General features: G+C 64.1%; 23 protein-coding genes. 4 read left to right on the top strand and 19 right to left on the bottom strand.

What is annotated here, in order from left to right:
* Positions 1-13: 13 nt before the first annotated feature.
* Entirely contained in the window at positions 14-619 is a 606-nt protein-coding gene (locus tag CO731_RS18725; protein WP_108608301.1) for a hypothetical protein, read from the bottom strand.
* A 95-nt stretch (positions 620-714) separates the two neighbouring features.
* Between CO731_RS18725 and trmFO the strand changes: the two genes are divergently transcribed.
* Both trmFO and CO731_RS18735 read left to right on the top strand, forming a co-directional pair.
* Entirely contained in the window at positions 715-2124 is a 1410-nt protein-coding gene (gene trmFO, locus CO731_RS18730) for a methylenetetrahydrofolate--tRNA-(uracil(54)-C(5))-methyltransferase (FADH(2)-oxidizing) TrmFO (RefSeq protein ID WP_108608302.1), read from the top strand.
* A 13-nt stretch (positions 2125-2137) separates the two neighbouring features.
* On the top strand, positions 2138-2659 hold the full coding sequence (locus CO731_RS18735; protein WP_108608303.1) for a GNAT family N-acetyltransferase: 522 nt from the start codon (positions 2138-2140) through the stop codon (positions 2657-2659).
* Between the two features lie 5 nt (positions 2660-2664).
* On the opposite strand, the gene CO731_RS18740 is transcribed toward CO731_RS18735, so the two are convergent.
* Genes CO731_RS18740 through yajC form a run of 4 tightly spaced genes read right to left on the bottom strand, consistent with a single transcriptional unit; the run spans position 2665 to position 6840 of the window.
* On the bottom strand, positions 2665-3495 hold the full coding sequence (locus CO731_RS18740; RefSeq protein WP_245439405.1) for a phytoene/squalene synthase family protein: 831 nt from the start codon (positions 3493-3495) through the stop codon (positions 2665-2667).
* Between the two features lies 1 nt (position 3496).
* Positions 3497-3883 (bottom strand): Mth938-like domain-containing protein, encoded by a 387-nt coding sequence (locus CO731_RS18745; protein ID WP_108608304.1) that lies wholly within the window; start codon positions 3881-3883, stop codon positions 3497-3499.
* Positions 3884-3889: 6 nt separating this feature from the next.
* Positions 3890-6451: a protein translocase subunit SecDF gene (gene secDF, locus CO731_RS18750; RefSeq protein WP_108608305.1), complete on the bottom strand. Its 2562-nt coding sequence runs from the start codon at positions 6449-6451 to the stop codon at positions 3890-3892.
* A 50-nt stretch (positions 6452-6501) separates the two neighbouring features.
* Complete coding sequence (yajC, locus tag CO731_RS18755; RefSeq protein WP_108608306.1) at positions 6502-6840, bottom strand: preprotein translocase subunit YajC; 339 nt, start codon at positions 6838-6840, stop codon at positions 6502-6504.
* A 181-nt stretch (positions 6841-7021) separates the two neighbouring features.
* Between yajC and CO731_RS18760 the strand changes: the two genes are divergently transcribed.
* Positions 7022-7894: an ATP-binding protein gene (locus CO731_RS18760; RefSeq protein WP_108608307.1), complete on the top strand. Its 873-nt coding sequence runs from the start codon at positions 7022-7024 to the stop codon at positions 7892-7894.
* A 78-nt stretch (positions 7895-7972) separates the two neighbouring features.
* On the opposite strand, the gene CO731_RS18765 is transcribed toward CO731_RS18760, so the two are convergent.
* The 14 genes from CO731_RS18765 to CO731_RS18830 form a co-directional block, all read right to left on the bottom strand.
* Positions 7973-9256 carry a M23 family metallopeptidase gene (locus CO731_RS18765; RefSeq protein WP_108608308.1) on the bottom strand — a complete coding sequence of 428 codons (1284 nt, stop codon included), beginning with the start codon at positions 9254-9256 and terminating at the stop codon, positions 7973-7975.
* Positions 9257-9483: 227 nt separating this feature from the next.
* Positions 9484-10137, bottom strand: a complete 654-nt coding sequence (locus CO731_RS18770; RefSeq protein ID WP_108608309.1) for a protein-L-isoaspartate(D-aspartate) O-methyltransferase — start codon at positions 10135-10137, stop codon at positions 9484-9486.
* Entirely contained in the window at positions 10134-10892 is a 759-nt protein-coding gene (gene surE, locus CO731_RS18775; protein ID WP_108608310.1) for a 5'/3'-nucleotidase SurE, read from the bottom strand. The genes CO731_RS18770 and surE overlap by 4 nt, the downstream gene beginning before the upstream one ends.
* Position 10893: 1 nt before the next feature.
* On the bottom strand, positions 10894-12198 hold the full coding sequence (gene serS / locus CO731_RS18780; RefSeq protein ID WP_108608311.1) for a serine--tRNA ligase: 1305 nt from the start codon (positions 12196-12198) through the stop codon (positions 10894-10896).
* Between the two features lie 57 nt (positions 12199-12255).
* A complete protein-coding gene (tatC, locus tag CO731_RS18785; protein ID WP_108609922.1) occupies positions 12256-13098 on the bottom strand; it encodes a twin-arginine translocase subunit TatC in 843 nt (280 codons plus the stop codon).
* Positions 13099-13139: 41 nt separating this feature from the next.
* The gene (gene tatB / locus CO731_RS18790) at positions 13140-13799 is read right to left on the bottom strand and encodes a Sec-independent protein translocase protein TatB (RefSeq protein WP_108608312.1); all 660 of its coding nucleotides are present in this window, start codon (positions 13797-13799) and stop codon (positions 13140-13142) included.
* Between the two features lie 32 nt (positions 13800-13831).
* Positions 13832-14050: a twin-arginine translocase TatA/TatE family subunit gene (locus CO731_RS18795; protein WP_108608313.1), complete on the bottom strand. Its 219-nt coding sequence runs from the start codon at positions 14048-14050 to the stop codon at positions 13832-13834.
* Between the two features lie 35 nt (positions 14051-14085).
* Positions 14086-15189 (bottom strand): ABC transporter ATP-binding protein, encoded by a 1104-nt coding sequence (locus tag CO731_RS18800; protein ID WP_108608314.1) that lies wholly within the window; start codon positions 15187-15189, stop codon positions 14086-14088.
* Positions 15190-15228: 39 nt separating this feature from the next.
* Entirely contained in the window at positions 15229-15963 is a 735-nt protein-coding gene (scpB, locus tag CO731_RS18805; protein WP_108608315.1) for an SMC-Scp complex subunit ScpB, read from the bottom strand.
* Positions 15960-16760: a ScpA family protein gene (locus tag CO731_RS18810; protein WP_108608316.1), complete on the bottom strand. Its 801-nt coding sequence runs from the start codon at positions 16758-16760 to the stop codon at positions 15960-15962. The genes scpB and CO731_RS18810 overlap by 4 nt, the downstream gene beginning before the upstream one ends.
* A 65-nt stretch (positions 16761-16825) precedes the next feature.
* The gene (gene nagZ, locus CO731_RS18815) at positions 16826-17845 is read right to left on the bottom strand and encodes a beta-N-acetylhexosaminidase (RefSeq protein ID WP_108608317.1); all 1020 of its coding nucleotides are present in this window, start codon (positions 17843-17845) and stop codon (positions 16826-16828) included.
* A 116-nt stretch (positions 17846-17961) separates the two neighbouring features.
* On the bottom strand, positions 17962-21207 hold the full coding sequence (locus CO731_RS18820; protein WP_108608318.1) for an SPOR domain-containing protein: 3246 nt from the start codon (positions 21205-21207) through the stop codon (positions 17962-17964).
* Between the two features lie 106 nt (positions 21208-21313).
* A complete protein-coding gene (argS, locus tag CO731_RS18825; protein WP_108608319.1) occupies positions 21314-23071 on the bottom strand; it encodes an arginine--tRNA ligase in 1758 nt (585 codons plus the stop codon).
* Positions 23072-23132: 61 nt separating this feature from the next.
* Entirely contained in the window at positions 23133-24353 is a 1221-nt protein-coding gene (locus CO731_RS18830) for a deoxyguanosinetriphosphate triphosphohydrolase (RefSeq protein WP_108608320.1), read from the bottom strand.
* 71 nt (positions 24354-24424) lie between these two features.
* Between CO731_RS18830 and erpA the strand changes: the two genes are divergently transcribed.
* Complete coding sequence (erpA, locus tag CO731_RS18835; RefSeq protein WP_108608321.1) at positions 24425-24772, top strand: iron-sulfur cluster insertion protein ErpA; 348 nt, start codon at positions 24425-24427, stop codon at positions 24770-24772.

Consider the following 24772-nt stretch of genomic DNA (forward strand, 5'->3'; position numbering starts at 1 on the left):
GATGTGCTGCTGTCTAGTTCAGCGCGCCGCTTTCGAGCACGCCACGCTGCTTCCAGTCGCGTAGCGGGATGATGTCGGGGGCGCCGCCCATCGGGGCATACCAGGAATCAACGACCCATTTCACGCCATCGGGCGCGCGGACCACGGCTGTCCAGTGCGGATAGCGGCCGTCGAGCAGGAAGCCACGCGAGGTTCTCGCCTCGACCTTGTGGTACCTGAGCAGGCCACGCCCCTGGAGATAGCGCAGCAGCGCGTCAGTGTTGGTCGATTCGTCGACGCAATCCATCTGACCCTTGATCTTCGAGGCGCCGAACTCCGACTGGGGTGCGTCGCGTACGCCGGTCACCTGCTGCGCCCGCTTCTCGAAATAGCCCACTGCCCTTGCAATCGCCGCGCGCTCGGCTTTCGGCGAGGATCGGCCCGCAGCGAGGATCGAGGCAAATCTCGCAGCATCGCCTGGCCCGATGTCGAGGCGCGAACGGAAAGCGCAACCATAGCCATGGCAGATGTCGATGCGCTTCGTGCCCGGCGCGGCGTGGCTCGACTTGGGGACTGCACCGACGGTCGAGACGGATAGCAGGCCCGCCAGCAGCACATGAGAGATTGAAAGCCTCGTCATGGCGGCATCTTAAAAGTTGCCGCGCAGCGCCCGCAACCCCCTATCACCCGGCGCAATCGTTGCATTCGCCCGCCCAAGGGATTATTCCCGCGACCATGAGCACAAAACCCATTCACATCGTCGGCGGCGGCCTCGCCGGATCGGAAGCAGCATGGCAGGCGGCCTCGGCTGGCGTGCCGGTGATCCTGCATGAGATGCGCCCCGTGCGCGGCACCGACGCACACAAAACCGAGGGCCTGGCCGAACTGGTCTGTTCCAACTCGTTCCGGTCGGACGACGCCGAAACCAACGCGGTTGGCCTGCTGCACGCCGAGATGCGGCTTGCCGGTTCGCTGATCATGAGTGCCGGCGACGCCAACCAGGTTCCCGCCGGCGGCGCGCTCGCCGTCGACCGCGACGGCTTTTCCAACGCCGTCACCGCCCGGCTCGAAGCCCATCCGCTGATCACCATCATGCGCGAGGAAGTCACCGGCCTGCCGCCCGCCGACTGGGACCAGGCGATCATCGCCTCCGGCCCGCTGACTGCTCCCTCGCTCGCCGAAGCGATCGCCGCCAGCACCGGCGCCGACGCGCTCGCCTTCTTCGACGCCATCGCGCCGATCATCCATTTCGACAGCATCGACATGAATGTCTGCTGGTTCCAGTCGCGCTACGACAAGGTCGGCCCCGGCGGCACCGGCAAGGACTACATCAACTGCCCGATGGACAAGGAGCATTACGAGGCCTTCGTCCAGGCACTGCTCGACGGCCAGAAAACCGAGTTCAAGGAGTGGGAAGGCACGCCCTATTTCGACGGCTGCCTGCCGATCGAGATCATGGCCGAGCGCGGTCCCGAGACGTTGCGTCATGGCCCGATGAAGCCGATGGGGCTGACCAACGCCCACAACCCGACAGTCAAGGCCTATGCCGTCGTCCAGCTGCGCCAGGACAATGCCCTGGGCACGCTCTACAACATGGTCGGTTTCCAGACCAAGCTGAAGCATGGCGAGCAGGTCGATGTGCTGCGGATGATTCCGGGTCTGGAAAATGCCGAATTCGCCCGCCTCGGCGGCCTGCACCGCAACACCTACCTCAATTCGCCAACGCTGCTCGACCCGACGCTGCAACTCAAGTCGCGGCCCGGCCTGCGTTTCGCCGGCCAGATCACCGGCTGCGAGGGTTATGTCGAAAGTGCCGCCATCGGCCTGCTCGCCGGACGCTTCGCCGCAGCCGAACGCCTCGGCCAGCACATGCCGCCGCCGCCCGGCACCACAGCCTTCGGCGCGCTGCTGAACCATATCACCGGCGGCCACATCGTCTCCGACGATGAGCCCGGCAAACGCTCGTTCCAGCCTATGAACGTCAATTTCGGGCTGTTCCCGGTGATGGAAGCGCCCAAGGTCGAAGGCAAGCGCCTGCGCGGCAAGGAAAAGACCATTGCCAAGAAGAAGGCGATGACGGCGCGCGCGCTGGTCGATTGCCGCGCCTGGCTCGGCATTGCCGAAGCGGCACAGGCGGCGGAATAAACGGGGCAAAAAGATGGCTCCCCCCGAGACCAAGCGCCTGATCCTGAGGGAGATGGTGCCTGGCGATCAGGCGGCCATCCTGGCGGTCTTTGCCGACGACTATGCGCGCCGGTTCTATCCGGAGATGACGACCGAAAGCGCCGCCATCGAATGGATCGGCAGAAACCGGGATCGCTACCGGCAGGACGGTTTCGGGCTGTGGGCGATCGTCGACAAGGCCAGCGGCGCGCTGATCGGCGATTGCGGGCCGACCTGGCAGGACGCCGGTGGCGTTCGCATCCTCGAGATCGGCTATCATGTCGCCCCCGCCTGGCGCGGCCGCGGCATCGCGCTCGAGGCAGCCCGCGCCGCAATGGCATACGGCTTCGCAACCAGGGACGAAATGGAGATCGGCTCGATCGTCGCCACGGACAATACGGCCTCGGCAAGCGTCGCCCGACGCCTGCATCGCGACGTCCGGTCCTACGTGAACTCACGTGGCCTCGACCGCTTCTTGTTCTTCACCAGACGCGACGACCACGACGCGACCGCCTGAGGTCACTACCAGCCGCGCGAAGCCGTCTTCAACATCAGCAGATGCTTGCGCAGCACTGAGATGCCGTCCTTGCCGCGCTCCAGCCGGTCGAGATAGGCGCCCGTCAGGGACAGCGGCAGGAATGCCGGCCGCAAGCTTACCGGCAAGGTCTTGGCGCCGCGTTCGAAGGCGCGGAGATGTTCCCGCGCGAGCGCAGCCATCGCCTGGACGGCATGCCTCGATGAAGGCGTCTTGCCGCCGGCGACAAATTCGTCCGGCGTCGTGCCGGCCGCAGCCAGGATGTCGCGTGGCACATAACATTGGCCGCGGGTGCTGTGGGCCGGCAGCAGCCGCAACAGCCCGGTGATCGCCTGCGCGCAGCCGGCGTGGCCGGCAAGCTCGGCATGTTTCGGCGCCTCGTCGGCATCGAGAACCAGTGCCGCAAGCTGGATCATCGCCGAGGCGGTCTCGCCGCAATAGCCCTCCAGATCGGTGCGCGAAGGCATCGGGTCGTCGTAGAGGTCGAAGATGCGTGCTTCGAGGTAGTTGTCGAAGGCGGCGACGGGCAGCCGATGGGTCGCAATCGCCGCCATCAAGGCCGAGGCCACGGGATGGCCCGCACCCAGCTCGCTTTGGCCCGATGCGATGACGTCGCGCCACCATTGCAGCCTGATCTCGCCCGGCATGGGCTCGCTGACGCGGTCGCGGATGGCTGCGATCTCGGCATTGAAGGCGTAAAGCGCGAGAAGCGCCGGGCGCTTTTGCTCGGGCGCATAGAGTACGGAGAGATAACGGTCGTGGTCGGCAACGCGCACCGCGTCCAACAGAGACCCTGTCGCGTCGTTCGCCTTGCTCACGTCAGTCGACGGCGATGAAGGCGGCAGCCACGGCGCGGTCTTCGGCAAGCAGCACGTTGTAGGTGCGCACGGCAGCGCCCGTCGACATCGGGTCGGCGGAGATCTTCGCTTGCTTGAGGGCCGCCCTGAGGCCCTCGGGCAAACGGCGCAACTCCTTGCCCATGCCGACGAGCAGGATTTCCACGTCGGCGGCTTCTGCAAACAGCTTTTCGAAATCCGCCGGCGTCAGCGCCAGCGGATCAGTGGGCTGCCATCCGTAGATGCCGGACGGCAGGCACAGGATCGATCCGCGGTGCGACATGTCCGCGAAGCGGAAGCCGCCGTCGCCATAGGCGTCGACGGGTGCTCGCCCGGGAAAATGCGCCTCGCGGATGATCAGTCCAGCCATGGCCTGCTACGACTTGGTCGGCTGGGCGCCGGCCGGCACCGCCGGCTTGTCCTTGTCGTCGGCCTCGACGCTTTCGGGCCGCAGCCTGAACAGGATGAGCAGCGGACCAGCGACGAAGATCGACGAGTAGGTACCGACCACGATGCCGAAGATCATCGCCAGCGTGAACGACCGGATGACCTCGCCACCGAACAGGTAGAGCGAAATCAGCGCCAGAAGCGTGGTCACGCCGGTGAGCACCGTACGCGACAGCGTCTGGTTCATCGACAGGTCGAGCAATTGCTCGATCGGCATCTTCTTGTATTTTCGCAAATTTTCACGCACGCGGTCGTAGACCACGACTGTGTCGTTGATCGAATAACCGACAATAGTCAGGATCGCCGCGATACTGGTCAGGTTGAACTCGATGCCAGTCAGCACGTACAGACCGATCATCATGGTCACGTCGTGGATGGTGGCCAGGATCGCGCCCATGCCGAACTGCCACTCGAAGCGGAACCAGATGTAGATCAGCATCGCCAGCATCGCCGTCACCACGCCGATCGTACCCGACCAGGCAAGTTCGCTCGACACGGTCGGTCCGACCGATTCCACGCGGCGGAATTCGTAGTCGTTGGCAAGTTCGCCGCGCACCTTTTCGACCACGCTCTGTTCGGCGTTGTCGCCGGCCTTCTGGCCCTCGACGCGGATCAGCAAGGTGCTTTCGGAGCCGAATTCCTGGACCTGGACGTCACCGATGTTGAGTTCGCCCAGCCTTGCGCGGACCTCAGACGAATTAGCCGTGCCGCTCTTTGACTGCACCTCGATACTGGTGCCGCCGCGGAAGTCGATGCCGTAGTTCATCTCCATGGTGAAGAACAGGGTCATCGCTGCCAGCGATGCCAGCGCCGAAAGCGTGAAGGCATAGCGGCGCAGGGACATGAACGAATATTTGGTATTGTCCGGAACGAAGCGCACGAGGCCCTTCGGCAGTTCCTTGGGCTTTACCCGGCGCAGCCAGATCGAAACCAGCCAGCGGGTCAGGGTGAAGGCGGTGAACACCGTCGTCACGATACCAATGGCCAGGGTGACGGCGAAGCCACGCACCGGACCCGAGCCGAGATAGAACAGGATGAGCGCGGCGATGAAGGTGGTGAAGTTGGCATCGACGATGGTCGCCAGCGCTCGCGCAAAGCCTGAATCGAGCGATTGGACCAGAGATCGACCCAATTGTCGTTCTTCACGCACGCGTTCGTAGATGATGACGTTGGAGTCCACCGCCATGCCGACGGTCAGCACGATGCCGGCGATGCCGGGCATCGTCAGCGTCGCCCCCAGAATGGACAGGATGGCGATGATCAGCGCAACGTTGGCGGCGAGCGCGATGTTGGCGATGATGCCGAGCGTGCCGTAGGCCACCAACATGAAGCCGACGACGAGGGTGCCGGCGATGACCGAGGCAAACTTGCCGGCCGAGATCGAGTCGGCGCCGAGGCTCGGGCCAACCGTGCGTTCTTCCACAATCGTCAGGTCGGCAGGCAGCGCGCCAGCGCGCAGCAGCACGGCAAGGTCGTTGGCACTCTCAGCCGTGAAGCTGCCAGAGATCTGGCCCGAACCGCCGAGGATCGGCTCGTTGATACGCGGAGCCGAGATCACCTGGTTGTCGAGGATGATGGCAAACAGACGGCCGACATTCTGCTGGGTCGCCTGACCGAAGCGCGAGGCGCCCTTGCCGTCGAAGCGGAACGAGACGACAGCCTCGCTGGTACGCTGATCGAACGTCGCCTGCGCATCGACGAGGTTTTCACCCGACACGATGACCCGGTTCTCGATCAGATAGGGAATGGGCGGATCATCCTGCGAATACATCACCGTCGAGCCTGCCGGCGGACGGCCCTGCAGGGCCTCCTGCGGCGACATCGACTGGTCGACCATCTGGAAGGTCAGCTTGGCGGTCTTGCCGAGGATTTCCTTGAGGCGGGTCGGATCCTGCAGGCCCGGCACCTGGACGAGGATGCGGTCTGCGCCGGCACGCTGGATGATCGGCTCGGTCGTGCCGAGTTCGTTGACGCGGCGGCCAACGACCTCGATCGACTGGGTGACAGCATTGGCCACGCGATATTCGATGCCGGCATCGGTCAGCGTATAGCGCAACAGGCCGGGTTCTGGCTCTTCGAGCGCAAGCTCGGTCACCGAGCCGGCGCCGAACATGCTTGCCGACACCGGCGCCACCAGCGTGGCCAGTGCGGTCTTGGCCGCCTCGACCTCGCTCGCGTCGGTGATACGCACCTGGATGGTCCTGCCGGTGCCGGTCAGGCCGGTATAGCCGATCTTGGCATCGCGCAGCATCGTGCGGATATCGTCGCGGGTCGTCTGCAGCCGCTCATCGATCAGGTCCTGCCTATCGATGGCGAGCAGCATGTGCGAACCGCCCTGAAGGTCGAGTCCGAGCGTCAACGCGCGCTTGGGAAACCATCCCGGAAGGGAATCGAGCTGAGATTGAGTCAGCATGTTCGGGAGGGTGAAGAGTACCCCGAGGAGCACGACTGCCCAGATCGAGATCGTCTTCCAGCGCGAAAAATAGAGCATATGGCCTCGTCCGTCAGGCGTGAAAGCGGTGCGTTCCGCCTCGAATACGGTTATTTCTTGGCGTTCTGGTTGGCGATCGGCTCGCCCTTGACCCGAACGTCGGAGATGGTCGCACGCAGCGCCGTCACCTTGAGGCCGTTGCCCAGATCGACCTCGAGTTCATTGTCGTCGATGACCTTGGTCACCTTGCCGACGAAACCACCACCCGTGACGACCGTGTCGCCGCGGCGGATCGACGAAAGCATCTCGCCACGCTTCTTGAGCTGGGTGCGCTGCGGGCGGATGATAAGAAAATACATGATCACGAAGATCAGCACAAACGGCAGAATGCTTACGAGAACGTCGGGCGTTCCCCCGGTGGCCTGTGCGTATGCCGGCGTGACGAACATGAATGTCTCCTGAGAAAGTATCGGGATACCGCACACCGGGACCCCGCAAATGTGCGCGGAATATAGTCGCTAAAGCGACCAATGCAACTGCGCTTGGCCCAAGCAGCGGCGCTTTTCCGCGCAATTTGAGCGTGTTACAGCGTCGCGCATTGATGAAATGTAGAGATGGACAGGATTGGTCATGGAAAAGGCGATCGAAGCACTCAACGACAAACTCGACCGTCTGATTGCCGCCGTGGCGACGTTGGCGCCGCCGGCAGCTCCGGAAACCGACATCGACAGCGCCGACTGTTTCGTTTGGGCTGCCGATCCCGGCTATCTCGAACCCGTCCACCGCGTCAACCGGGTCGACATCGGGCTGATCAAGGGCGTTGACCGGGTGCGCGACATCCTTGTCGACAACACCGAGCGCTTCGCCGCCGGCCTGCCCGCCAACAACGTGCTGTTGTGGGGTGCGCGCGGCATGGGCAAGTCGTCCCTGGTCAAGGCGGCACACGCCAGCATCAACGCCTCGGGCAAGAGCGTCGCTCCGCTCAAGCTGATCGAAATCCACCGTGAGGACATCGACACGCTGCCCAAGCTGATGAACCTGCTCAAGGCGGCGCCCCATCGCTTCATCCTGTTCTGCGACGACCTGTCGTTCGACCATGACGATACGTCCTACAAGTCGCTCAAGGCAGCGCTCGAAGGCGGCGTCGAGGGCCGGCCGGGCAATGTGATCTTCTATGCGACGTCGAATCGCCGGCATCTTCTGCCACGCGACATGATCGACAATGAGCGCTCGACGGCGATCAACCCGTCCGAAGCCGTCGAGGAAAAGGTGTCGCTGTCGGATCGCTTCGGCCTGTGGCTCGGTTTCCACAAGTGCTCGCAGGACGAATATCTCGACATGGTCAACGGCTATGCCCGCTATCACGGCTTCGACGGGGATGCCGAAACGCTGCGCGCCGAGGCGCTGGAATGGGCAACGACCCGCGGCAGCCGCTCGGGCCGCGTTGCCTGGCAGTTCATCCAGGATCTCGCCGGCCGGCTGGGCAAGTCGCTGAAGGATTAAGCCGACCTTCCAACGAAAACGCCCGCCCCTGGTCGGGACGGGCGAAGCTGGCGGGCGAATTGGAGGTCAGGGTACCCGCTATTCCAGGAAGCCGTTCGGATCGACCGGCGTCGAGTTCTTGCGCACTTCGAAGTGCAACTTCGGCGCATCGGTGGAACCGCTCATGCCGGAAAGCGCGATCTCGTCGCCACGCTTGACCTTCTGGCCGCGCTGCACCTTGAGCTGACTCGCGTGACCATAGACAGTCACGAGGCCGTTCTCATGGCGCACCAGCACCGTGTTGCCGAATTCCTTGAGCCCGTCGCCGGCATAGATGACGACGCCGTTTTCGGCTGCCTTGACCGGCGTGCCTTCCGGCACCGAGATGTCGATGCCGTCATTCGACTTGCCGCCGCCCTTGCCGTAGCTGGAAACGACCCGACCACGCACCGGCCAGCGCATGCGGTCGATACCGGTGGCATTCGGTGCAGCTTCGGCCGATTCTTCGGCTTGCTGCACCAACTTGTCCTTCTTCGGCGGCGTGTAGGCTGCGACCGTTGGCGCTTCGGTGGGCTTGGCTGCCGTAACGGCCGGCTTGGCCGGAGCAGGCGAGCTGGTCACCACCGGATCGACAGCGGCCGGCGCTGCCTTGGCAATGGTCGTGGTGGCGGCACCGGGCACCTTCAGCGACTGACCGATACGGATGCGGCCATCCTGCAGGCCGTTGGCCTGCTTGAGAGCAGCCGTGGTGACGCCGAGCTTGTTGGCAATGCGGTTGAGCGTGTCGCCTTCGGCCACCTTGTAGCTGCTGCCAGTGCCCGTAGGCTTGGCATTCTTGTCAGCCGAAGAGTCGACCTGAGCGAGCGCGCCATTTTCCTTGGTCTTGGGCTGCTGCGGCAACACCGCAACCTTGTCCGTGGAAAGTGGCTGCTGGTTGGCCGGCAGGGGCTTCTTGCCGGGCACCTTGAGCACATTGTCCTGGGCGGGGGCCTGGGCGACCGTCGAAGTCGTCGTACGATCGACGGCCGGCGCCAAGGCGGGAGCCTGGGCCGTGCGGACCGGAGCCGGAGCCATTGCCGGAGCCTGGGCAACTGCGGGAGCCGGCAGCGGCTGCGAAGAGACAGGCTCCAGGCTGCCGCGGCTCACCGAACCTGAATTGCTGGCCGCGAGCGGCGCTGCCTGGGTCTCACCCGGATAGGGCTGCTGTTGCTGGCTGATGATCGAACGCTGATTGGGCGTCGATGCCGTAAAGATGTCGTCGACGCCACCGCCGCCGAATCGCGACACTCCGGAACTGCAGCCTGCCGCCATGCCGGCAACCAGCAGAACGGCGCCACTGCGCGCCATAGAGCGTCTATTCGCCTTCAAAATACTGAAACGCATCGCACTGACCCGCGCTTTACCCGATACCAACTAGGCTTGATTAAAGCGCGTTAATGTTACCGGTCGGTTAAGGGGATCAAATAAATCAAAAGCTTCGCCGATCACGACGCGAGAGCAGTCGAACCCGGGGGATGGCCGGGTTTCAATCGGACAGATGCGGGAGGCTCATGGGATAGGCTGGGCGTGCCGAGGCTCAGGTCAGGCCAGCGTTGCCTGACGCTCAATGCCTAGATGACGGCAGCGACGCCACGCGCCAGCGGCTGAAGCCGAACGACGCCCAGGTCTTCACGTTCGAATCGGCTGCCGATCTTGGTCAGCTTGCAGAGCACCTGCTCGCCCTCTTCAGGACCGATCGGCGCGATCATCGTGCCGCCGCTCGACAGTTGGTCGACAAACATGCGCGGATGGCTGTCGAAGGCGGCCCATACCACGATGCGGTCGAACGGCCCCTCGCCTTGCAGCCCGTTCGAGCCGTCGGCCTGGCGCACCAGCGCGTTGTTGATGCCGAGCAGTTCGAAGCGCTGGCGCGCTTGCTCGGCTAGTGTCTTGAAGCGGTCGACAGTGATGACGCGCCCGGCCAGCCGCGCCATCACGGCAGCGGTGTAGCCCGTGCCGGTTCCCACCTCGAGCACCCGGTTGCCCGGCTCGATGTTGAGGGCCGCAATCACCGCAGCCTGAAGGTCGGCGCCCTCGATCGCTTCGCCGCATTCGATCGGCAGCATGCGATCCGACCAGGCCATGGAATGGAATTGCCCGGCGATGAAATCCCGCCTTGGCGTTGCCTCGAAAGCGGCAATGAGATTTTTCGGAACGATGCCGCGCCCACGCAGGCGAAGAAGAAAGGCGGCGAAGCCTTCACGATCGTCCGGCATCATGTTCATGCAATTGCCTTGGCCAGTTGATCGCGCAGTTCATGCGCCGTCATGTCGAGCTTGAGCGGTGTGACCGAAATCTGCTTGTTGCGTACGGCATGCAAATCGGTGCCCGGCTTGACCTCCGGCTCGTCGCGGCCGAATCGCAGCCAGTAATATGGCAGGCTGCGGCCGTCGCGGCGCTCCTCGACCCAGATGCCGTAGGACAGCTTGCCCTGGCTCGCCACAACAGGACCCGTCACCTCTTCCGGCGGGCAGTTCGGGAAATTGACGTTGAGCAGCACGCCGATAGGCAGCTCGGTGGCGATCAGCTTCCTGAGTAGCGCCGGCGCCAGCGCTTCCGCCGTCTCGTAAGGCACGATGCGCTCTTCGTTCTCGTAGACATAGGCCTGGCTCAGCGCGATAGAGCGGATGCCGATCAGCGCGCCTTCCATGGCACCGGCGACCGTGCCCGAATAGGTCACGTCGTCGGCAACGTTGAGGCCCGAATTGATGCCCGACAGGATCAGATCCGGCGGCTCGGGCAGGATCTTCCGCGCGCCCATGATGACGCAGTCGGTCGGCGTGCCATTCACCGCGTAGTGCTTGTCGCTGATCTTGCGCAACCGCAGTGGTTCCGAGATCGACAGCGAATGGGCGTAGCCCGACTGGTCGGTCTCGGGCGCCACCACCCAAACGTCGTCCGACAGCTGGTTGGCGATGCGCTCCAGGACAGCAAGCCCTTCGGCATGGATGCCGTCGTCGTTGGTCAGCAGAATGCGCATGTCACTTCGCTTCGATCTTGGTCAGGCCACCCATGTAAGGCAGCAGCACTTCAGGAATGGTTACGCTACCGTCCTCGTTCTGGTAATTCTCGATGACGGCGATCAGCGCACGACCAACGGCGACACCCGAGCCATTGAGGGTGTGCACGAAGCGCGTGCCCTTCTCTTCCTTCGGACGATAGCGGGCATCCATGCGCCGCGCCTGGAAGTCACCGCACACCGAACAGGAAGAAATCTCGCGGTAGGTATTCTGACCCGGCAGCCAGACCTCGATGTCATGGGTCTTGCGTGCGCCGAAGCCCATGTCGCCGGTGCACAGCACGACAGTGCGGAACGGCAGGCCAAGCATCTTGAGCACGTTCTCGGCGCAGTCGGTCATGCGGTCATGCTCGGCAAGCGCGCTTTCGGCATCAACGATCGAGACCAGCTCGACCTTGTAGAACTGGTGCTGGCGCAGCATGCCGCGCGTGTCGCGGCCCGCCGAGCCAGCTTCCGAGCGGAAGCAGGGCGTCAGCGCCGTCAAGCGCATCGGCAGCTGCTCGCTGGCAAGGATTTCCCCGCGCACGAGATTGGTCAGCGGCACTTCGGCGGTGGGGATCAGGCCGAGGCGGCTGTCGCCATGCGGCACAAAGAACAGGTCTTCCTCGAATTTCGGCAGCTGGTTGGTGCCAAACAGCACCTCGTCGCGCACCAGAAGCGGCGGCTGCACTTCGGTGTAGCCGTGTTCGGTCGTATGCAGGTCCAGCATGAACTGGCCGAGCGCGCGTTCGAGCCGGGCAAGCTGGCCTTTCAGCACGGTGAAACGCGCGCCCGAAAGCTTGGCGGCACGCTCGAAGTCCATCAGGCCGAGCGCCTCGCCGATCTCGAAATGCTCCTTCACCCAGTTCGGGCGCGGCATGACCTTGCCGACCTTGCGCAGTTCGACATTGTCGTTCTCGTCCTTTCCGACGGGAACGTCCTGCAGCGGAACGTTGGGAATAATCGCAAGAGCCGAATCGAGTGCCTTGTCGAGTTCGCGTTCGAGGCCCTCGCCATCCTGGATGAAGCCCTTGATCTCGGCGACTTCGGCTTTCAGCTTCTCTGCCAGGGCGGAATCACCATTGCGCATGGCGTTGCCGATTTCTTTCGACGCGGCATTGCGGCGCTCCTGCGCCTCCTGCAGCTTCGAAACGTGGGCTCGCCGCGCCTCATCCTTGGCGATCAGGTCGTCCACCGTCGAGCTCGCGACCGAAGCCGGCTGCCCACGCTTGGTCAGCGCTTCGACTAGAGCTTCAGGGTTCTCGCGAATCCATTTGATATCAAGCATTTAAAAATTTTCCGGTCGCGGCGGTTGTCGAAACGACCGCGACGGCGGATCGGGCTGTCAGCCGGCTTTCGTGCCGCTGCCTGTGCCTTCGAGCGAGGTCGGTGCTGCTTGCGTCTGCTCGGCGGGGTTGTCGCCCTCGCTCTGCGTCTCGCTCGCCACGCGCTCCTGCTCGCGCTTCTTTTCGATCATCCGGGCGGTCCAGATGGAAATCTCGTAAAGAAGGATCGTGGGAAGGGCAAGGCCGATCTGGCTGACCGGATCGGGTGGCGTCAGCACGGCGGCAACCACGAAGGCGATCACGATCGCCCATTTGCGCTTGTCGGCCAATCCCTGCGACGTCACCATACCGACGCGGGCCATCAACGTCGTCACCACCGGCAGCTGGAACACGAGGCCGAAGGAGAAGATCAGCGTCATGATCAGGCTGAGATATTCCGACACCTTGGGCAGCAGCGAAATCTGTACCTCGCCTTCGCCGCCGGTCTGCTGCATGGCGAGGAAGAACCACATCACCATCGGGGTGAAGAAGAAGTAGACCAGCGACGCCCCCATCAGGAACAGCACCGGCGAAGCGATCAGGAACGGCAGGAAAGCGGCGCGCTCGTTCTTGTAGAGGCCGGGGGCGACGAACTTGTAGATCTGCGAGGCGATCACCGGAAACGCGATCACAAGGCCGCCGAACATGGCGAGCTTGATCTGGGTGAAGAAGAATTCCTGCGGCGCCGTGTAGATGAGCTCGACCTTTTGCGGGTCGAGACCAGCCCAGCCGGTCGCCCATTTGAACGGGATAACCAGCAGGTTGAACAGTTGCTTGGCAAAGAAGAAGCAGACCAGGAAGGCGACGAAGAAGCCGCCGATGGACCGCATCAACCGCGTGCGCAGCTCGATGAGATGCTCCATCAGCGGGGCCGAGGACTTTTCGATCTCGTCGTCTTCGGCGCTCACGAGGCTTTTCCTGCTTTGGTCGTCGTCTTGGCGACGGTCTTCTTGGGCGCAGCAGCCTTTGCCGGCGCTGCCTTGGCGGCGGCCGGCTTGGCTGGACTTGCCTTGGCCTTGGCTTGCGCCGCAGCCTTGGGCTTCGCGGCCGCTTTCGGCTTTGTTGCCGCCTTGGCAGCATTGGCAGGCGCTTCGGCAACCGGCAACGGCATAGCCTTGATTTCGACGGCCGGGACAACCGGCGCTGCCGGCATTGCCTCCGGTCCGGCCACGCCCGGCATGACGGTTGCGCCGTTCTTCAACGGCTCGGCCGAATGCACGGAACTAGACGCCGGGTCAGCGGGTGCTGCCGGCTGCGACGGCTTCATCGCAGAATCGAGCCCGGCGCGCACGTCGGCAGCCGCCTTTTCGAACGGATTGAGCTGCTTCCTGATCTCATTGGCCGGATTGAGGCCCTTGAGATCGTCGAGCGACTTCTTGACGTCGTCGAGTTCGGCTTCTTTCAGCGCCTCGTTGAACTGGCGCTGAAAATCGCCCGCCATGGACCGTGCCTTGGTGGTCATCCGCCCTATGGTGCGGAGCATCTTGGGCAAATCCTTCGGGCCGACGACCACGATCATGACGACCGCAATCACCAGCATTTCGGTCCAGCCGATTTCAAACATGTCGGTGCGATCCGGCTAGCAAGAGACTATGGTCAGCTCTTGCTGGCCTTTTCCTTGGTCGAGTTTACGGCCTCGTCGTTGCGATGCTCGACCGTCTTGGCATCGTCGGCTTCCTCGTCCGACATGCCCTTCTTGAAGCTCTTGATGCCCTTGGCCATGTCGCCCATCAGTTCGGGGATCTTGCCACGGCCAAACAGCAGCAGCACGACGACCAGAACGATCAGCCAGTGCCAGATTGAAAACGAACCCATTGAACTCTCTCTTGAACAGTTTCCCTGCGATTGATCTAGGCTCTTTCGCTTCCAGATTCAAACACTAGAACATCCGCTTTCCGAAGCGACAGCCATATATCACGAGCTTTTACGGACAAAGCGCCGCAGCGCACACGCGCCCTGACCGGCGTCTCCGCTCCCGGCACCGCAAGCTCCAGCAATTCGACGACGCCGAGATAGCGGCGCGAAATGATGCGAGCCTGAGTCTCGCCGGTGTCTTCGCTGACGTCGATGCCGGTCAGGCGCACGGCTACCGATACCTGGGTGCCGTCGGCGACCGACGTTTCGACCTCGCCGACCGGTGTATCTGCATAACCATCGACAACCCTGGCCGAAAAGACATTCAACTCCGAAAAGAAGCCGGCGGCGAACAGATTTGCCGGCCTGAGGTAGAGGTCGTCCGCCCTGCCCGTCTGCACCAGTTGGCCGTCCTTCAGCAGGGCGATGCGGTCGCCCATGCGCATCGCCTCCTCGGCGTCGTGGGTGACGACGATCGCGGTTGCCCGGCTTTCGCGCAGAATTGCCAGCGTCTCGGCGCGCACCGTATCCTTTAGCCGCGAATCGAGGCCGGAAAACGGCTCGTCCATCAACAGCACTGCCGGCCGCGGCGCGAGCGCACGGGCAAGGGCGACGCGCTGCTGCTCGCCGCCGGACAGCGCGTGCGGGTAGTTGTCGGCATAGTGCTCGAGGCCGACGCGGTTGAGCGCGATCAAGGCCTCGCGCTTGCCCTCGTCCCGCGACAGGGCGGTCAGGCCAAAACGGACATTGTCCAGGATGGTCAAATGCGGAAACAGGGCGAAATCCTGGAAGACCAGGCCGATCGAGCGCTGTTCCGGCGGCAGGAATACCGAGGGACCGGCAATCTCCTTGCCGTTGAGCATCACCTGGCCGGATGTCTGGGCCTCAATGCCGGCGGCGATCCTCAGCAGCGTCGTCTTGCCCGAACCGGAGGGGCCAAGCAGACACAGAACCTCACCCGGTTCAGCGGCAAGGCTGACGCCACGCAGCGTCTCGGCGCCATTGGCGAAGGAATGTCGGATATTTTCGAAAGCCAGGCGTGCGGCAAAAGTCACGCCCGCGGTGACGCGGGAAACCGTCTGGGCTTGATTGGTCGTCACAGAATGGACCTCGCAGGGCCGGTTCCACACCGGCGCCGGTCAATCATCTGTGACGCGGGGTGTCAACAGGCCAAGCTCCTCAAGATCGATGTCCGTCAGCGGATCCTCATCTTCGGTGAGCAGGTCCGGGTCGGACGGCGGCAACGGCACCGAGAAGCCGGGCGGCATGCGCGTGGAGAGCAGCCCTGCTCCCTTCAGCTCTTCCATGCCGGGCAGGTCGCGTATTTCCTCAAGGCCGAAATGATCGAGGAACTTGTCGGTGGTGCCATAGGTGACCGGCCGGCCCGGTGTCTTGCGGCGGCCGCGCATGCGCACCCACTCGGTTTCCATCAGCGTGTCGAGCGTACCCTTGGAGGTTTCGACGCCGCGGATGTCCTCGATCTCGGCGCGTGTCACCGGCTGGTGGTAGGCAATCACCGAAAGCACTTCGAGCGCCGCGCGCGACAGCTTCTTCTGCTGGACGGTGTCCCGGCTCATCAGGAAAGCGAGGTCGCCGGCGGTGCGGAAGGCCCATGAATCCGCGACCTTGACCAGATTGACGCCGCGGCGCTCGTAGATGCTCTGCAGTTCGGCCATCGCCGCAGGCACGTCGATGCCTTCGGGCAGTCGCGAAACAAGCTGCCGCTCGCTCACCGGCTCGGCGCTGGCGAAGACGATCGCCTCGGCCATGCGTACGGCCTCGGCGAGATGCAGCCGTGCCGCCGGGTTGCGTTCGACGGCATCGCCATCCTCGTCGTCGAGGGAGAACGGAACGACGTTTGATCCTTCGGTCATGAAGCACCTTCGGTCTGCCGGGGAGCGGATTGGCGTTCGCGCAGATAGATCGGCGCGAACGGCTCGTGTTGGCGGATTTCGACGCTGCCGTCGCGAACCATTTCGAGGCTCGCGGCGAAGGAACTGGCAATCGCGGTTGCGCGCTCCTCGGGGCTGGTCATGTAGCGAACGAGAAAATGGTCGAGCGCGGTCCAGTCCTTCAGTTCACCGACCATGCGGGCCAGGATGTCGCGCGCCTGCTTGAGCGACCAGACGCCGCGCTTGGCGATCTGCACGTTGGTGATGGCCTGGCGCTGCCGCTGGCCGGCATAGGCGCTCAACAGGTCGTAGAGCGAGGCCGAGTACTCGTTGCGCTTGTCGATGATGACGAGCTCCGGCGCGCCGCGCTGGAAGACGTCGCGACCCAGCCGGTTGCGATTGACCAGCCGCGAGGCGGCATCGCGCATGGCCTCGAGCCGCTTGAGCCGGAATTGCAGCACCGCCGCCAGTTCCTCGCCGCTTTCGCCTTCATCGCCCGGCAGCTTGGGGATCAAGAGCTTCGACTTGAGGAAGGCGAGCCAGGCCGCCATGACCAGATAGTCGGCGGCAAGCTCCAGCCGCAAGGCCCGCGCCTGCGAGACGAAGATGAGGTACTGCTCGACAAGCGCCAGGATCGAAATGCGCGACAGGTCCACCCGCTGGCTGCGCGCCAGGTGCAGCAGGAGGTCGAGCGGGCCTTCGAAGCCGGCGACGTCGACGACCAGCGACGGATCGTCCGTCATGCGCTCGTCGGCGTTCTCCGCCCACAGGCGGTCCATCGGTGCTGGCTTTTGGGCCTTGCTTTCCAATGCGTCCGCCAAATCCGTGCCTTCTCCTTGAGAGGCTATGCAACTGCCTCGAAATATTGTCCGAATTCCGCCCGAAGCGACGCTTCATCGTGGCCGTCGCCCGCCTTGACCGCGGCAAGGGCCTTTTCAGCGCGCTCAAGCGACTTCCCGGAAAGTGCCGTCGCCCGCGAGGCGATGCCCTCCATCTCCTCCATCACCCCGTTGCAATGAAGGACAAGATCGACGCCCGCCGCAAGGATCGCCGCCGACTTTGAAGGGAAATCCCCAGAAAGTGCCTTCATCGAGGTGTCGTCGCTGACCAGGAGACCGTCGAAGCCGATCTCGCCGCGCACGATCTCCTCGATGACCTTGCGCGACGTCGTCGCAGGTGCTGACGGATCGACGGCGCTGAAGATGACATGCGCGGTCATGGCGATCGGCAGGTGGTTCAGCGCCTTGAACGGCGCGAAGTCGTGCGCGCGCAGCTGGTCGAGCGGCGTGTCCACCGTCGGCAATTCGAAATGGGTATCGGCAAAGGCGCGGCCATGGCCTGGAATGTGCTTCATGACCGGCAGGATGCCGCCTGAAAGCAGCCCCTCGGCAGCGGCGCGGCCGAGTGCCGTAACGCTCTCGGGGTCCTTGCCGTAGGCACGCGCGCCGATGACGTCGCTGGCGCCCTCGACCGGAACATCCAGCACCGGGAGGCAGTCGGCAGTGATGCCGTAGCGGGCGAGATCGAAGGCATGCAGGCGGGCGAGCAGCCACGTTGCCCTCAGGCCCGCCTCGCGGTCGCTGCGATAGAGCGCGCCAAGCGCGCCGCCTGCGGGATAGTTCGGCGCCAGCGGCGGGCGCAGGCGCTGCACGCGCCCACCCTCCTGGTCGATGAAGACAGGGGCGTCCGGACGACCGACGCTGTCACGCATGGCGGCGACGAGATCGCGGATCTGCTCCGGCTCCTTGACGTTGCGGGCAAAGAGGATGAAGCCCCACGGCTGCTCCCGGCGATAGAAGGCAATCTCTTCAGCGGTGAGCGACAGGCCTGCGCAGCCAAGGATGATGGACTTTGATTCGGTCATGTCAGGAGCTTAGCGCCTTTTTGGGTGAGATAGAATCGGCTGCAATCTGCGGGCGAGCCGGAAACGAAAAACGGCGCAGCAGATGCCGCGCCGTTTGCCGGTTGGAAGTCGCAAGCCTACTTCGAGACGAAGCAGTTGCCGCCTGCAGCCTTGTAGCTCTCGCACAGGCTAACCGCGTCGTTGCGGGTGCCGGCCGGCACGCGGACGCGCCAGAAGGTGCCCTTGCCGGCGATCTCGGCCTTGACGATGCTGACCTCGCGGCCGCTGAGCACGCTGCCGTAGCGGCGCGCCAGATCGGCATAAGTCGACTTGGCCGCGGCTTCGCTCGGCTGCGAGGCGATCTGCATCGCCCATGCGCCCGAGGCTGCTGCGGTCGGGGCCGACGGTGCGAGGGCCGCAACCTGATCCGGCTTGACCTCGCCGACGACGTTGACGGGCTGTTCAGAAGGACGCTGCGGCGCGATCGGAGCCGAAGCAGGCGTATTTGCCGACTGGGCAGCTGCCTGGGTGTTGGCAACCGGCGCAAGCGCGGGCTGCGAAGGCACCGTGCCGGTGGCCTCGCTGGCCGGCTCGGCAACGCGCTGCGGCGCCGGATCGTTCGGCTCGGCTGCGGCCACGGCAGCAGGTGCCGGATCTTCGCGCGGCACCAGCGTCCCGTCAGGCCTCACCACCATGGTACGAACCTTGCGCGGTGCGACAGCGGCAGTCTCGGTGCTGGCGTCGGGCTGGTCGGCCTGAGCCGCCTGCGCGACGCGATCCTCTGCCTTCGGCAGCGGCGCATCGGCAGTCTCGTCCGCATCCAGCGGCGGGGTGTCGTTGGCGCGTGCCTCGGCGTCCTGCGCCACCACGTCGATCGGCTCTTCCGTGTTGGTGACCAGCTTTTCCTGCGCCGGCGCACCGTTGGCGGCACCGCCTGCGACACGGTCGTAGACCTTGTTGTCCTGGTTCGGCACGGTCATGCCGCCCGGATTTTCCGGCTTGACCTTGATCGGCGTCCCGTCAGCCTTGACGATGACAGGCGCCCCAGCGTCTTCGCTGCCGCCGAAGGACAGTCCCCAGGCGCCGATGCCGCCGACAACGGCGACCGCACCGACGATGGCGGCGATCATCAGGCCGCGACGGGCCGGACGGGCTGCGGCCGGCGAGCCGGGCAGCGCTTCCATGGCTTCGTCGAAATCCGGATCGTAGTCGAAGTCGTCAACCGGTGCCTGCTCGCGCGGCGCGGAACCGCGTCCCTGGTGCATGCCACCAAGGTCAAATCCGGTCAGTCGATCGTCGCCCTGCTGCGCCTGTGACTGGCGCCCGGCATACATGGCGGCCGCGCCGGCGGTAGCAGCAGCTGCAATTGCCTCCGAGGGAAATTCGATCGGCTGCGACGCATCGCCATCGCGCAGCGTCTTGCGATCGAACCCGCTGGCATAAGGATTGGGCTCGTAGCTCGACGAAACCGACGGCTTGCTTGCCTCGGGAGCATTCATCTCGTTCATGAGATTCGTGAATTCGCTGTCGAGATCATCGTAGGCCGGCGCCGGCGGCGCATCGTCTTCGAAGGACAGTTCGGGAATGTCGAGATCGTCGGCAAGCGCGACGGCCTTCTCCGGCACGTCCACTGTCTCCACGTCTGGCGCATCGTCGAAGGACGAAACGGCGGCGAACAATTCGGCTTCGAGATCGTCGGCAACGTCGGCGGCCGGCTCGGCCTGCTGCACGTAGGGCTCGGGCTCGGCCGTCGGCGCAAAGGCTTCCGCAGGAGCATAGGCTTCCGCGGGCGCAGCATAGGTCTCGGGCTGATAGCTCGGCTGCGTCTCGGCGACAGGCGTCGATGCACGCGGAGCCACTGGTGTGCCCAGACCCCAACTGCGGGCCTGCTCGTAGCGCGAAGCAGCAAGCGGCCGATCTGCTGCCGCAGCGATAGCTGCAGGCGCGATTACGGCAGGCGCGACGGCTTCGGTCGCAGCCGTTGCCACGCTGCGTTCGAAAGCCATGTCGAAGGCGTCGTCGTCGAAATTGACATCGACGTCGGCCTGCTGGTCATAGCTGGGCTCGGTGTAGCCGGCATCGGATGCGACAGCAGCCGCATCATCCGTGGCTGCGAAATCCTCGATCTGCTGAGCGTCATCGGCGTAGGACGTCGCATAGTCGGCGTCTTCAACCGACTGCGGCTCGATTTCGGCGGGCTGCTCGGGCGCCCAGAATGAACTGGTGAACGCCGGCTCCGGTTCGACGGAAGCAGACTCTTCGACGCGAAGCGGTGCAGGCTCGGAAAGGGCCTTGGCCTGGCTGCTCATGGTTCCGAGCAGCGCGTTCAGCTCGTCCTCGAGGCTGGTGTCTTCTGCGACGGCGGCCGCCGGTGCAACCTCGGGGTCATAGGCCGGCTCCTGAGCGACAGCAGGCTCGTAGGCAGGCTCTTCGTCGCGCAGGGCGTCCTGCAAGCGACGCTCGACCTCGTCGTAGTCCTGGGCCTTGGCGACGGGGGCCGCCACTGCTTGCTGTTCTTCGACCAAGTCCTCGTGGGAGAAAGCAATTTCAGCCTCGGCCGGCTGATATTCGCCAAGCGTCAGCTGATCGTCGGCCTCGCTCCCGGCAGCATAGTCCGCACCATCAGCAACATAGTCCGCACCATCATGGGCAGCAAAATCCATGTCGACATCGGCAAGGGCGATATCGAATTCGGCATCGAGATCGGTTTCGAGGGGAGCCTGGTAGGCAATCGGCGCCTCGACCTGGGCGGCAGTCTCCTCGATCGGCAGCTCTTCGAGCGTGAAATGTTCGTCGAGGGAGGCGGCGACGGCATCGTCGAACTCCGCTTCGGCCGCGACATCGGCCACGGGCGCATAGGCTGGTTCAACCGCGAAAGTCGGCTCCACTGCATAAGCCGGCTCGGCGGCGAAAGCGGGCTCAACGGCATAGGCCGGCTCGACCGCAGAGGCCTGGTCTTCAGGGCGCAGCAATTCGTCCTCGAGCGAAAACTCCTGCTCGAAGGATGCGGCAACGGCATCGTCGAACGAAGCATCGGAGACGAATTCCGGTTCCTGCGCGCGGCCATAGCCAGACTGTTCGAAACCAGCCTCGACGGGCGCGTAGGCGGACGGCGCGTCAACCTGAACATAGGCCGCGGGCGCGTCACGCTCCGGTGCTGCCACCAGATCGTCGCCGGCCAGTTCGCCAAGCAATTCCTTTTCCAGGTCGATGCCGAAATCGTCGTCCATCGCCGGCTCGACACGAGCAGCGGGCGCACCAACATCCTGGCGCACCACAGGCTGGCGCGGATCGAAGCCCATGATCCTCGTCAGCTCGGCGAACGGATCTTCATCGGCGAAATCGTTCTTATCGGCGATCTTCAGCTGGGGTCTGTCTGCCATTCTTTTTCCCGAACTCTCGCACTTTTTTCGGACGCCATGAACGTCGCGTAAGGTTGGCCCTTACCAGCGCAATGTGGGCAAAAGGTGACAGAAAGCCTCTGTTAACCTAGCGCATTTCGGTCGGCGCATCCGCCCCGATCAACGCCAGGCCCGACGTCAAGACGTCCGAAACAGCCTGCACCAGCCCGAGTCTGGCATGGGTCAATTCTGGATCGTTAACCTTAACAAACCGTAAGTCGGGGTTGTCCGTGCCGCGATTCCAGTGTCCGTGGAAGGTGCTGGCGAGATCGTAGAGGTAGAATGCCAGCCTGTGCGGCTCCATCGACTGGGCAGCGGATTCGATCAGGCGCGGATACTCGGCAAGCTTCTTGACGAGCGCGATCTCGCCTTCGTCGGCAAGCCGTTCGACTCGCCCGATCAGGCCTGCACGTGCGAACTCTGCTACGCTGAGCTGTTCCTTCGCCTGCCGGAACACCGAGTGGCAGCGCGCCGAAGCATACTGCACGTAGAAAACCGGGTTGTCTTTCGACTGCTCGGTGACCTTGGCGAAATCGAAATCGAGCGGCGCATCGCTCTTGCGGTAGAGCATCATGAAGCGGATTGCGTCGCGGCCGACTTCCTCGACCACTTCGCGCAAGGTGATGAACTCCCCTGCCCGCTTGGACATGCGCACCGGCTCGCCGTCGCGGAACAGCTTGACCAACTGGCAGAGCAGCACGTCGAGCTTCACGGCACCGTCGGTAACCGCGCGCGCCAGCGCTTCCATGCGCTTGACGTAACCGCCATGATCGGCGCCGAGCACGAACACCAGTTCCTCGAAACCGCGATCGACCTTGTCCTTGAGATAGGCGACGTCGGCGGCGAAATAGGTGAATGCACCGTCCGACTTGACCAGCGGCCGGTCCATGTCGTCGCCAACCTCGGTCGAGCGGAACAAGGTCTGCTCGCGGTCTTCCCAGTCATCCGGCTTCTCGCCCTTAGGCGGCGGCAGCTTGCCCTTGTAGATGTGGCCCTTCAGCGTCAGGTCGCTGATCGCCGAGCGGATCGCCTTGGCGTTGTCGGCGTGCAGCGTGCGCTCGGAGAAGAACACCTCATGGCGGACGTTGAGCAGCGCCAGGTCTTCGCGGATCATCACCATCATGGCGTCGATGGTCCGGTCCTTGATGATGGCAAGCGCCTCGTCCTCGGGCTTCTGCAGGAGGTCGCGGCCAAACTCCTTGGCGAGGTCCTGGCCGACCGGCACGAGATAGTCGCCCGGGTAAAGCCCGGCCGGAATCTCGCCGATCTCGTCGCCCAATGCCTCGCGATAACGCAGCATCACCGAGCGACCGAGCACGTCGATCTGCACGCCGGCGTCGTTGATGTAGTATTCCTTGGTCACGTCATAGCCGGCAAAGCCGAGGATGTTGGCAAGTGCATCGCCGACCACCGCGCCGCGGCAGTGGCCGACATGCATCGGCCCGGTCGGATTGGCCGAAACGTATTCGACGTTGACCCGCTTGTTGTTGCCGAAGCCAGAGCGGCCGTATTCGGCGCCGCGCGACAGCAGATCGGCCAGATGCTTGTGCCAGAACGCGTCCTTGAGCTTGAGGTTGACGAAACCCGGGCCGGCAACCTCGGCCTTGACCACGTCGGCGTCCTTGGCGAGTTCGGCGACCAGCCGTTCGGCCAGCACGCGCGGGTTCTGCCCCGTCGGCTTGGCCAGCACCATCGCCGCATTGGTCGCCAGATCGCCATGGGTGGCGTCGCGTGGCGGCTCAACGGCAATGCGCGTCAGGTCGAGCGCGCCGCCATCTTTGGGAGTCAATTCAAGCGCTTCGACGGCTTTGGTGATCCGCTCGCTGAAATCGGCGAAAATATTCATGTGCTCGGCTCTGGGTGGCATTGCGTGGCAACCGGCAAAATAGCCGGAAATTGCGCCCGGCCTAAACCAAATCGGGCGTATGGTCAAACAAACGCCGGTGTTCCTTGACCGCGTAGGTGTCAGTCATGCCGGCCAGGAAATCGGCGACAGCGCGGGCCTTGATGCGGTCCTCGGCCCGATCGAGCCCCTCACGCCAGCCCTCCGGCATGGCACGCGGATCGGCGTAGTAGGCGTCAAACAGCTCCTTGACGATCCGGTCAGCATTGGCCCGCACCCGCATCACCTCCGAATGCCGGTACATGTAGCGGTAGAGAAAGGCCTTGAGCTCCTTTTCGGACGCCGCCATCTCGTCGGAAAAGGTCACCATCGCCGCGCCGGCTGACCTGACCTCGTCGGCGCTTTGCGGTGCCACAAGCGTGATCTTTGCGGAAGCTGTCGAAATGACGTCCTCGACAAACATGGTGATCTGGCGGCGCATCAGTTCGTGGCCGGTGCGCACCGCATCGAGTGCAGGATAGCGCTCGCGCACACCGCGCAGGATCGAAGCCGGCAGGCCCACCTCGTCGAGCATGTCGAGCGTCAACAAGCCCGCACGCAGGCCATCGTCGATGTCATGGGTGTTGTAGGCGATGTCGTCGGCGATCGCCGCGCATTGCGCTTCGAGGCTGGCGAAGCGGTCGAGTTCGAGGTCGTGCAACTCGGAATAGTCGCGGATCGCTTGAGGCACCGGCCCTTTCAGGCCCTTGCCGGTGGCGTCGGTCAGCGGACCGTTGTGCTTGACCAGCCCCTCCAGCGTCTCCCAGGTCAGGTTGAGCCCGTCGAACTCGGCATAGCGGCTCTCGAGCCGCGTCACCACGCGCAGCGACTGGGCGTTGTGATCGAAGCCGCCCCAGGTCGCCATCTTCTCGTTCAGCGCGTCCTCGCCGGTGTGGCCGAATGGCGTATGCCCGAAATCATGGACCAGGGCGATCGCCTCGGCGAGATCCTCGTCGCAGCGCAGGGCACGGGCCAAAGCGCGGGCGATCTGCGCCACCTCGATCGTATGGGTCAGCCGGGTGCGGTAATGATCGCCTTCATGGGCGACGAATACCTGGGTCTTGTGCTTGAGGCGGCGGAAGGCGGTCGAATGGATGATGCGGTCGCGGTCACGCTGGAACGGCGTGCGCGTCGGGCTCTCGACCTCGTCGAACAGGCGGCCCCGCGAACGCGCAGGATCGCAGGCATAGGCCGCGCGTGGCCGGTAGCCGAAGCCGATATCGCCAAGTTGCCGCTCGCCTGCCATACTCCCCACCTGTTGACTTGCCCCAGGTGGCTTCATACCTATCATAAGAAACCGAAAGCAAGGTGACGCCGATGGGCGCTGATGCCAAGACTGCCATGAAGGTCGACATGACCGAAGCCGCTGCGAAGCGGATTGCCAAGATCGTCGCCAGCGATCCAGGCAAGATCGCGCTGCGCATCTCGGTCGAAGGTGGCGGCTGCTCCGGCTTTTCCTACAAGTTCGATCTCGTCGACGGCCGCAACGACGACGACGTCGCCATCGAACGCGATGGCGCGACGCTGCTCGTCGACGACCTGTCGCTGGTCTATATGGGCGGCTCGGTGGTCGACTTCGTCGACGACCTGATGGGCCAGTCGTTCCAGATCAAGAATCCCAACGCGGTCGCCGGCTGCGGCTGCGGCACCAGCTTCTCCATCTAG

It is taken from the genome of Aminobacter sp. MSH1 (assembly GCF_003071665.1).
GTDB lineage: Bacteria > Pseudomonadota > Alphaproteobacteria > Rhizobiales > Rhizobiaceae > Aminobacter > Aminobacter niigataensis.

What these genes read in the sequence shown, in the direction of transcription:
- CO731_RS18725 (WP_108608301.1), bottom strand. Translation starts at nt 619, where the DNA reads ATGACGAGGCTTTCAATCTCTCATGTGCTGCTGGCGGGCCTGCTATCC.
- trmFO (WP_108608302.1), top strand. Translation starts at nt 715, where the DNA reads ATGAGCACAAAACCCATTCACATCGTCGGCGGCGGCCTCGCCGGATCG.
- CO731_RS18735 (WP_108608303.1), top strand. Translation starts at nt 2,138, where the DNA reads ATGGCTCCCCCCGAGACCAAGCGCCTGATCCTGAGGGAGATGGTGCCT.
- CO731_RS18745 (WP_108608304.1), bottom strand. Translation starts at nt 3,883, where the DNA reads ATGGCTGGACTGATCATCCGCGAGGCGCATTTTCCCGGGCGAGCACCC.
- secDF (WP_108608305.1), bottom strand. Translation starts at nt 6,451, where the DNA reads ATGCTCTATTTTTCGCGCTGGAAGACGATCTCGATCTGGGCAGTCGTG.
- yajC (WP_108608306.1), bottom strand. Translation starts at nt 6,840, where the DNA reads ATGTTCGTCACGCCGGCATACGCACAGGCCACCGGGGGAACGCCCGAC.
- CO731_RS18760 (WP_108608307.1), top strand. Translation starts at nt 7,022, where the DNA reads ATGGAAAAGGCGATCGAAGCACTCAACGACAAACTCGACCGTCTGATT.
- CO731_RS18765 (WP_108608308.1), bottom strand. Translation starts at nt 9,256, where the DNA reads ATGCGTTTCAGTATTTTGAAGGCGAATAGACGCTCTATGGCGCGCAGT.
- CO731_RS18770 (WP_108608309.1), bottom strand. Translation starts at nt 10,137, where the DNA reads ATGAACATGATGCCGGACGATCGTGAAGGCTTCGCCGCCTTTCTTCTT.
- surE (WP_108608310.1), bottom strand. Translation starts at nt 10,892, where the DNA reads ATGCGCATTCTGCTGACCAACGACGACGGCATCCATGCCGAAGGGCTT.
- serS (WP_108608311.1), bottom strand. Translation starts at nt 12,198, where the DNA reads ATGCTTGATATCAAATGGATTCGCGAGAACCCTGAAGCTCTAGTCGAA.
- tatC (WP_108609922.1), bottom strand. Translation starts at nt 13,098, where the DNA reads ATGGAGCATCTCATCGAGCTGCGCACGCGGTTGATGCGGTCCATCGGC.
- tatB (WP_108608312.1), bottom strand. Translation starts at nt 13,799, where the DNA reads ATGTTTGAAATCGGCTGGACCGAAATGCTGGTGATTGCGGTCGTCATG.
- CO731_RS18795 (WP_108608313.1), bottom strand. Translation starts at nt 14,050, where the DNA reads ATGGGTTCGTTTTCAATCTGGCACTGGCTGATCGTTCTGGTCGTCGTG.
- scpB (WP_108608315.1), bottom strand. Translation starts at nt 15,963, where the DNA reads ATGACCGAAGGATCAAACGTCGTTCCGTTCTCCCTCGACGACGAGGAT.
- CO731_RS18810 (WP_108608316.1), bottom strand. Translation starts at nt 16,760, where the DNA reads ATGGACCGCCTGTGGGCGGAGAACGCCGACGAGCGCATGACGGACGAT.
- nagZ (WP_108608317.1), bottom strand. Translation starts at nt 17,845, where the DNA reads ATGACCGAATCAAAGTCCATCATCCTTGGCTGCGCAGGCCTGTCGCTC.
- CO731_RS18820 (WP_108608318.1), bottom strand. Translation starts at nt 21,207, where the DNA reads ATGGCAGACAGACCCCAGCTGAAGATCGCCGATAAGAACGATTTCGCC.
- argS (WP_108608319.1), bottom strand. Translation starts at nt 23,071, where the DNA reads ATGAATATTTTCGCCGATTTCAGCGAGCGGATCACCAAAGCCGTCGAA.
- CO731_RS18830 (WP_108608320.1), bottom strand. Translation starts at nt 24,353, where the DNA reads ATGGCAGGCGAGCGGCAACTTGGCGATATCGGCTTCGGCTACCGGCCA.
- erpA (WP_108608321.1), top strand. Translation starts at nt 24,425, where the DNA reads ATGGGCGCTGATGCCAAGACTGCCATGAAGGTCGACATGACCGAAGCC.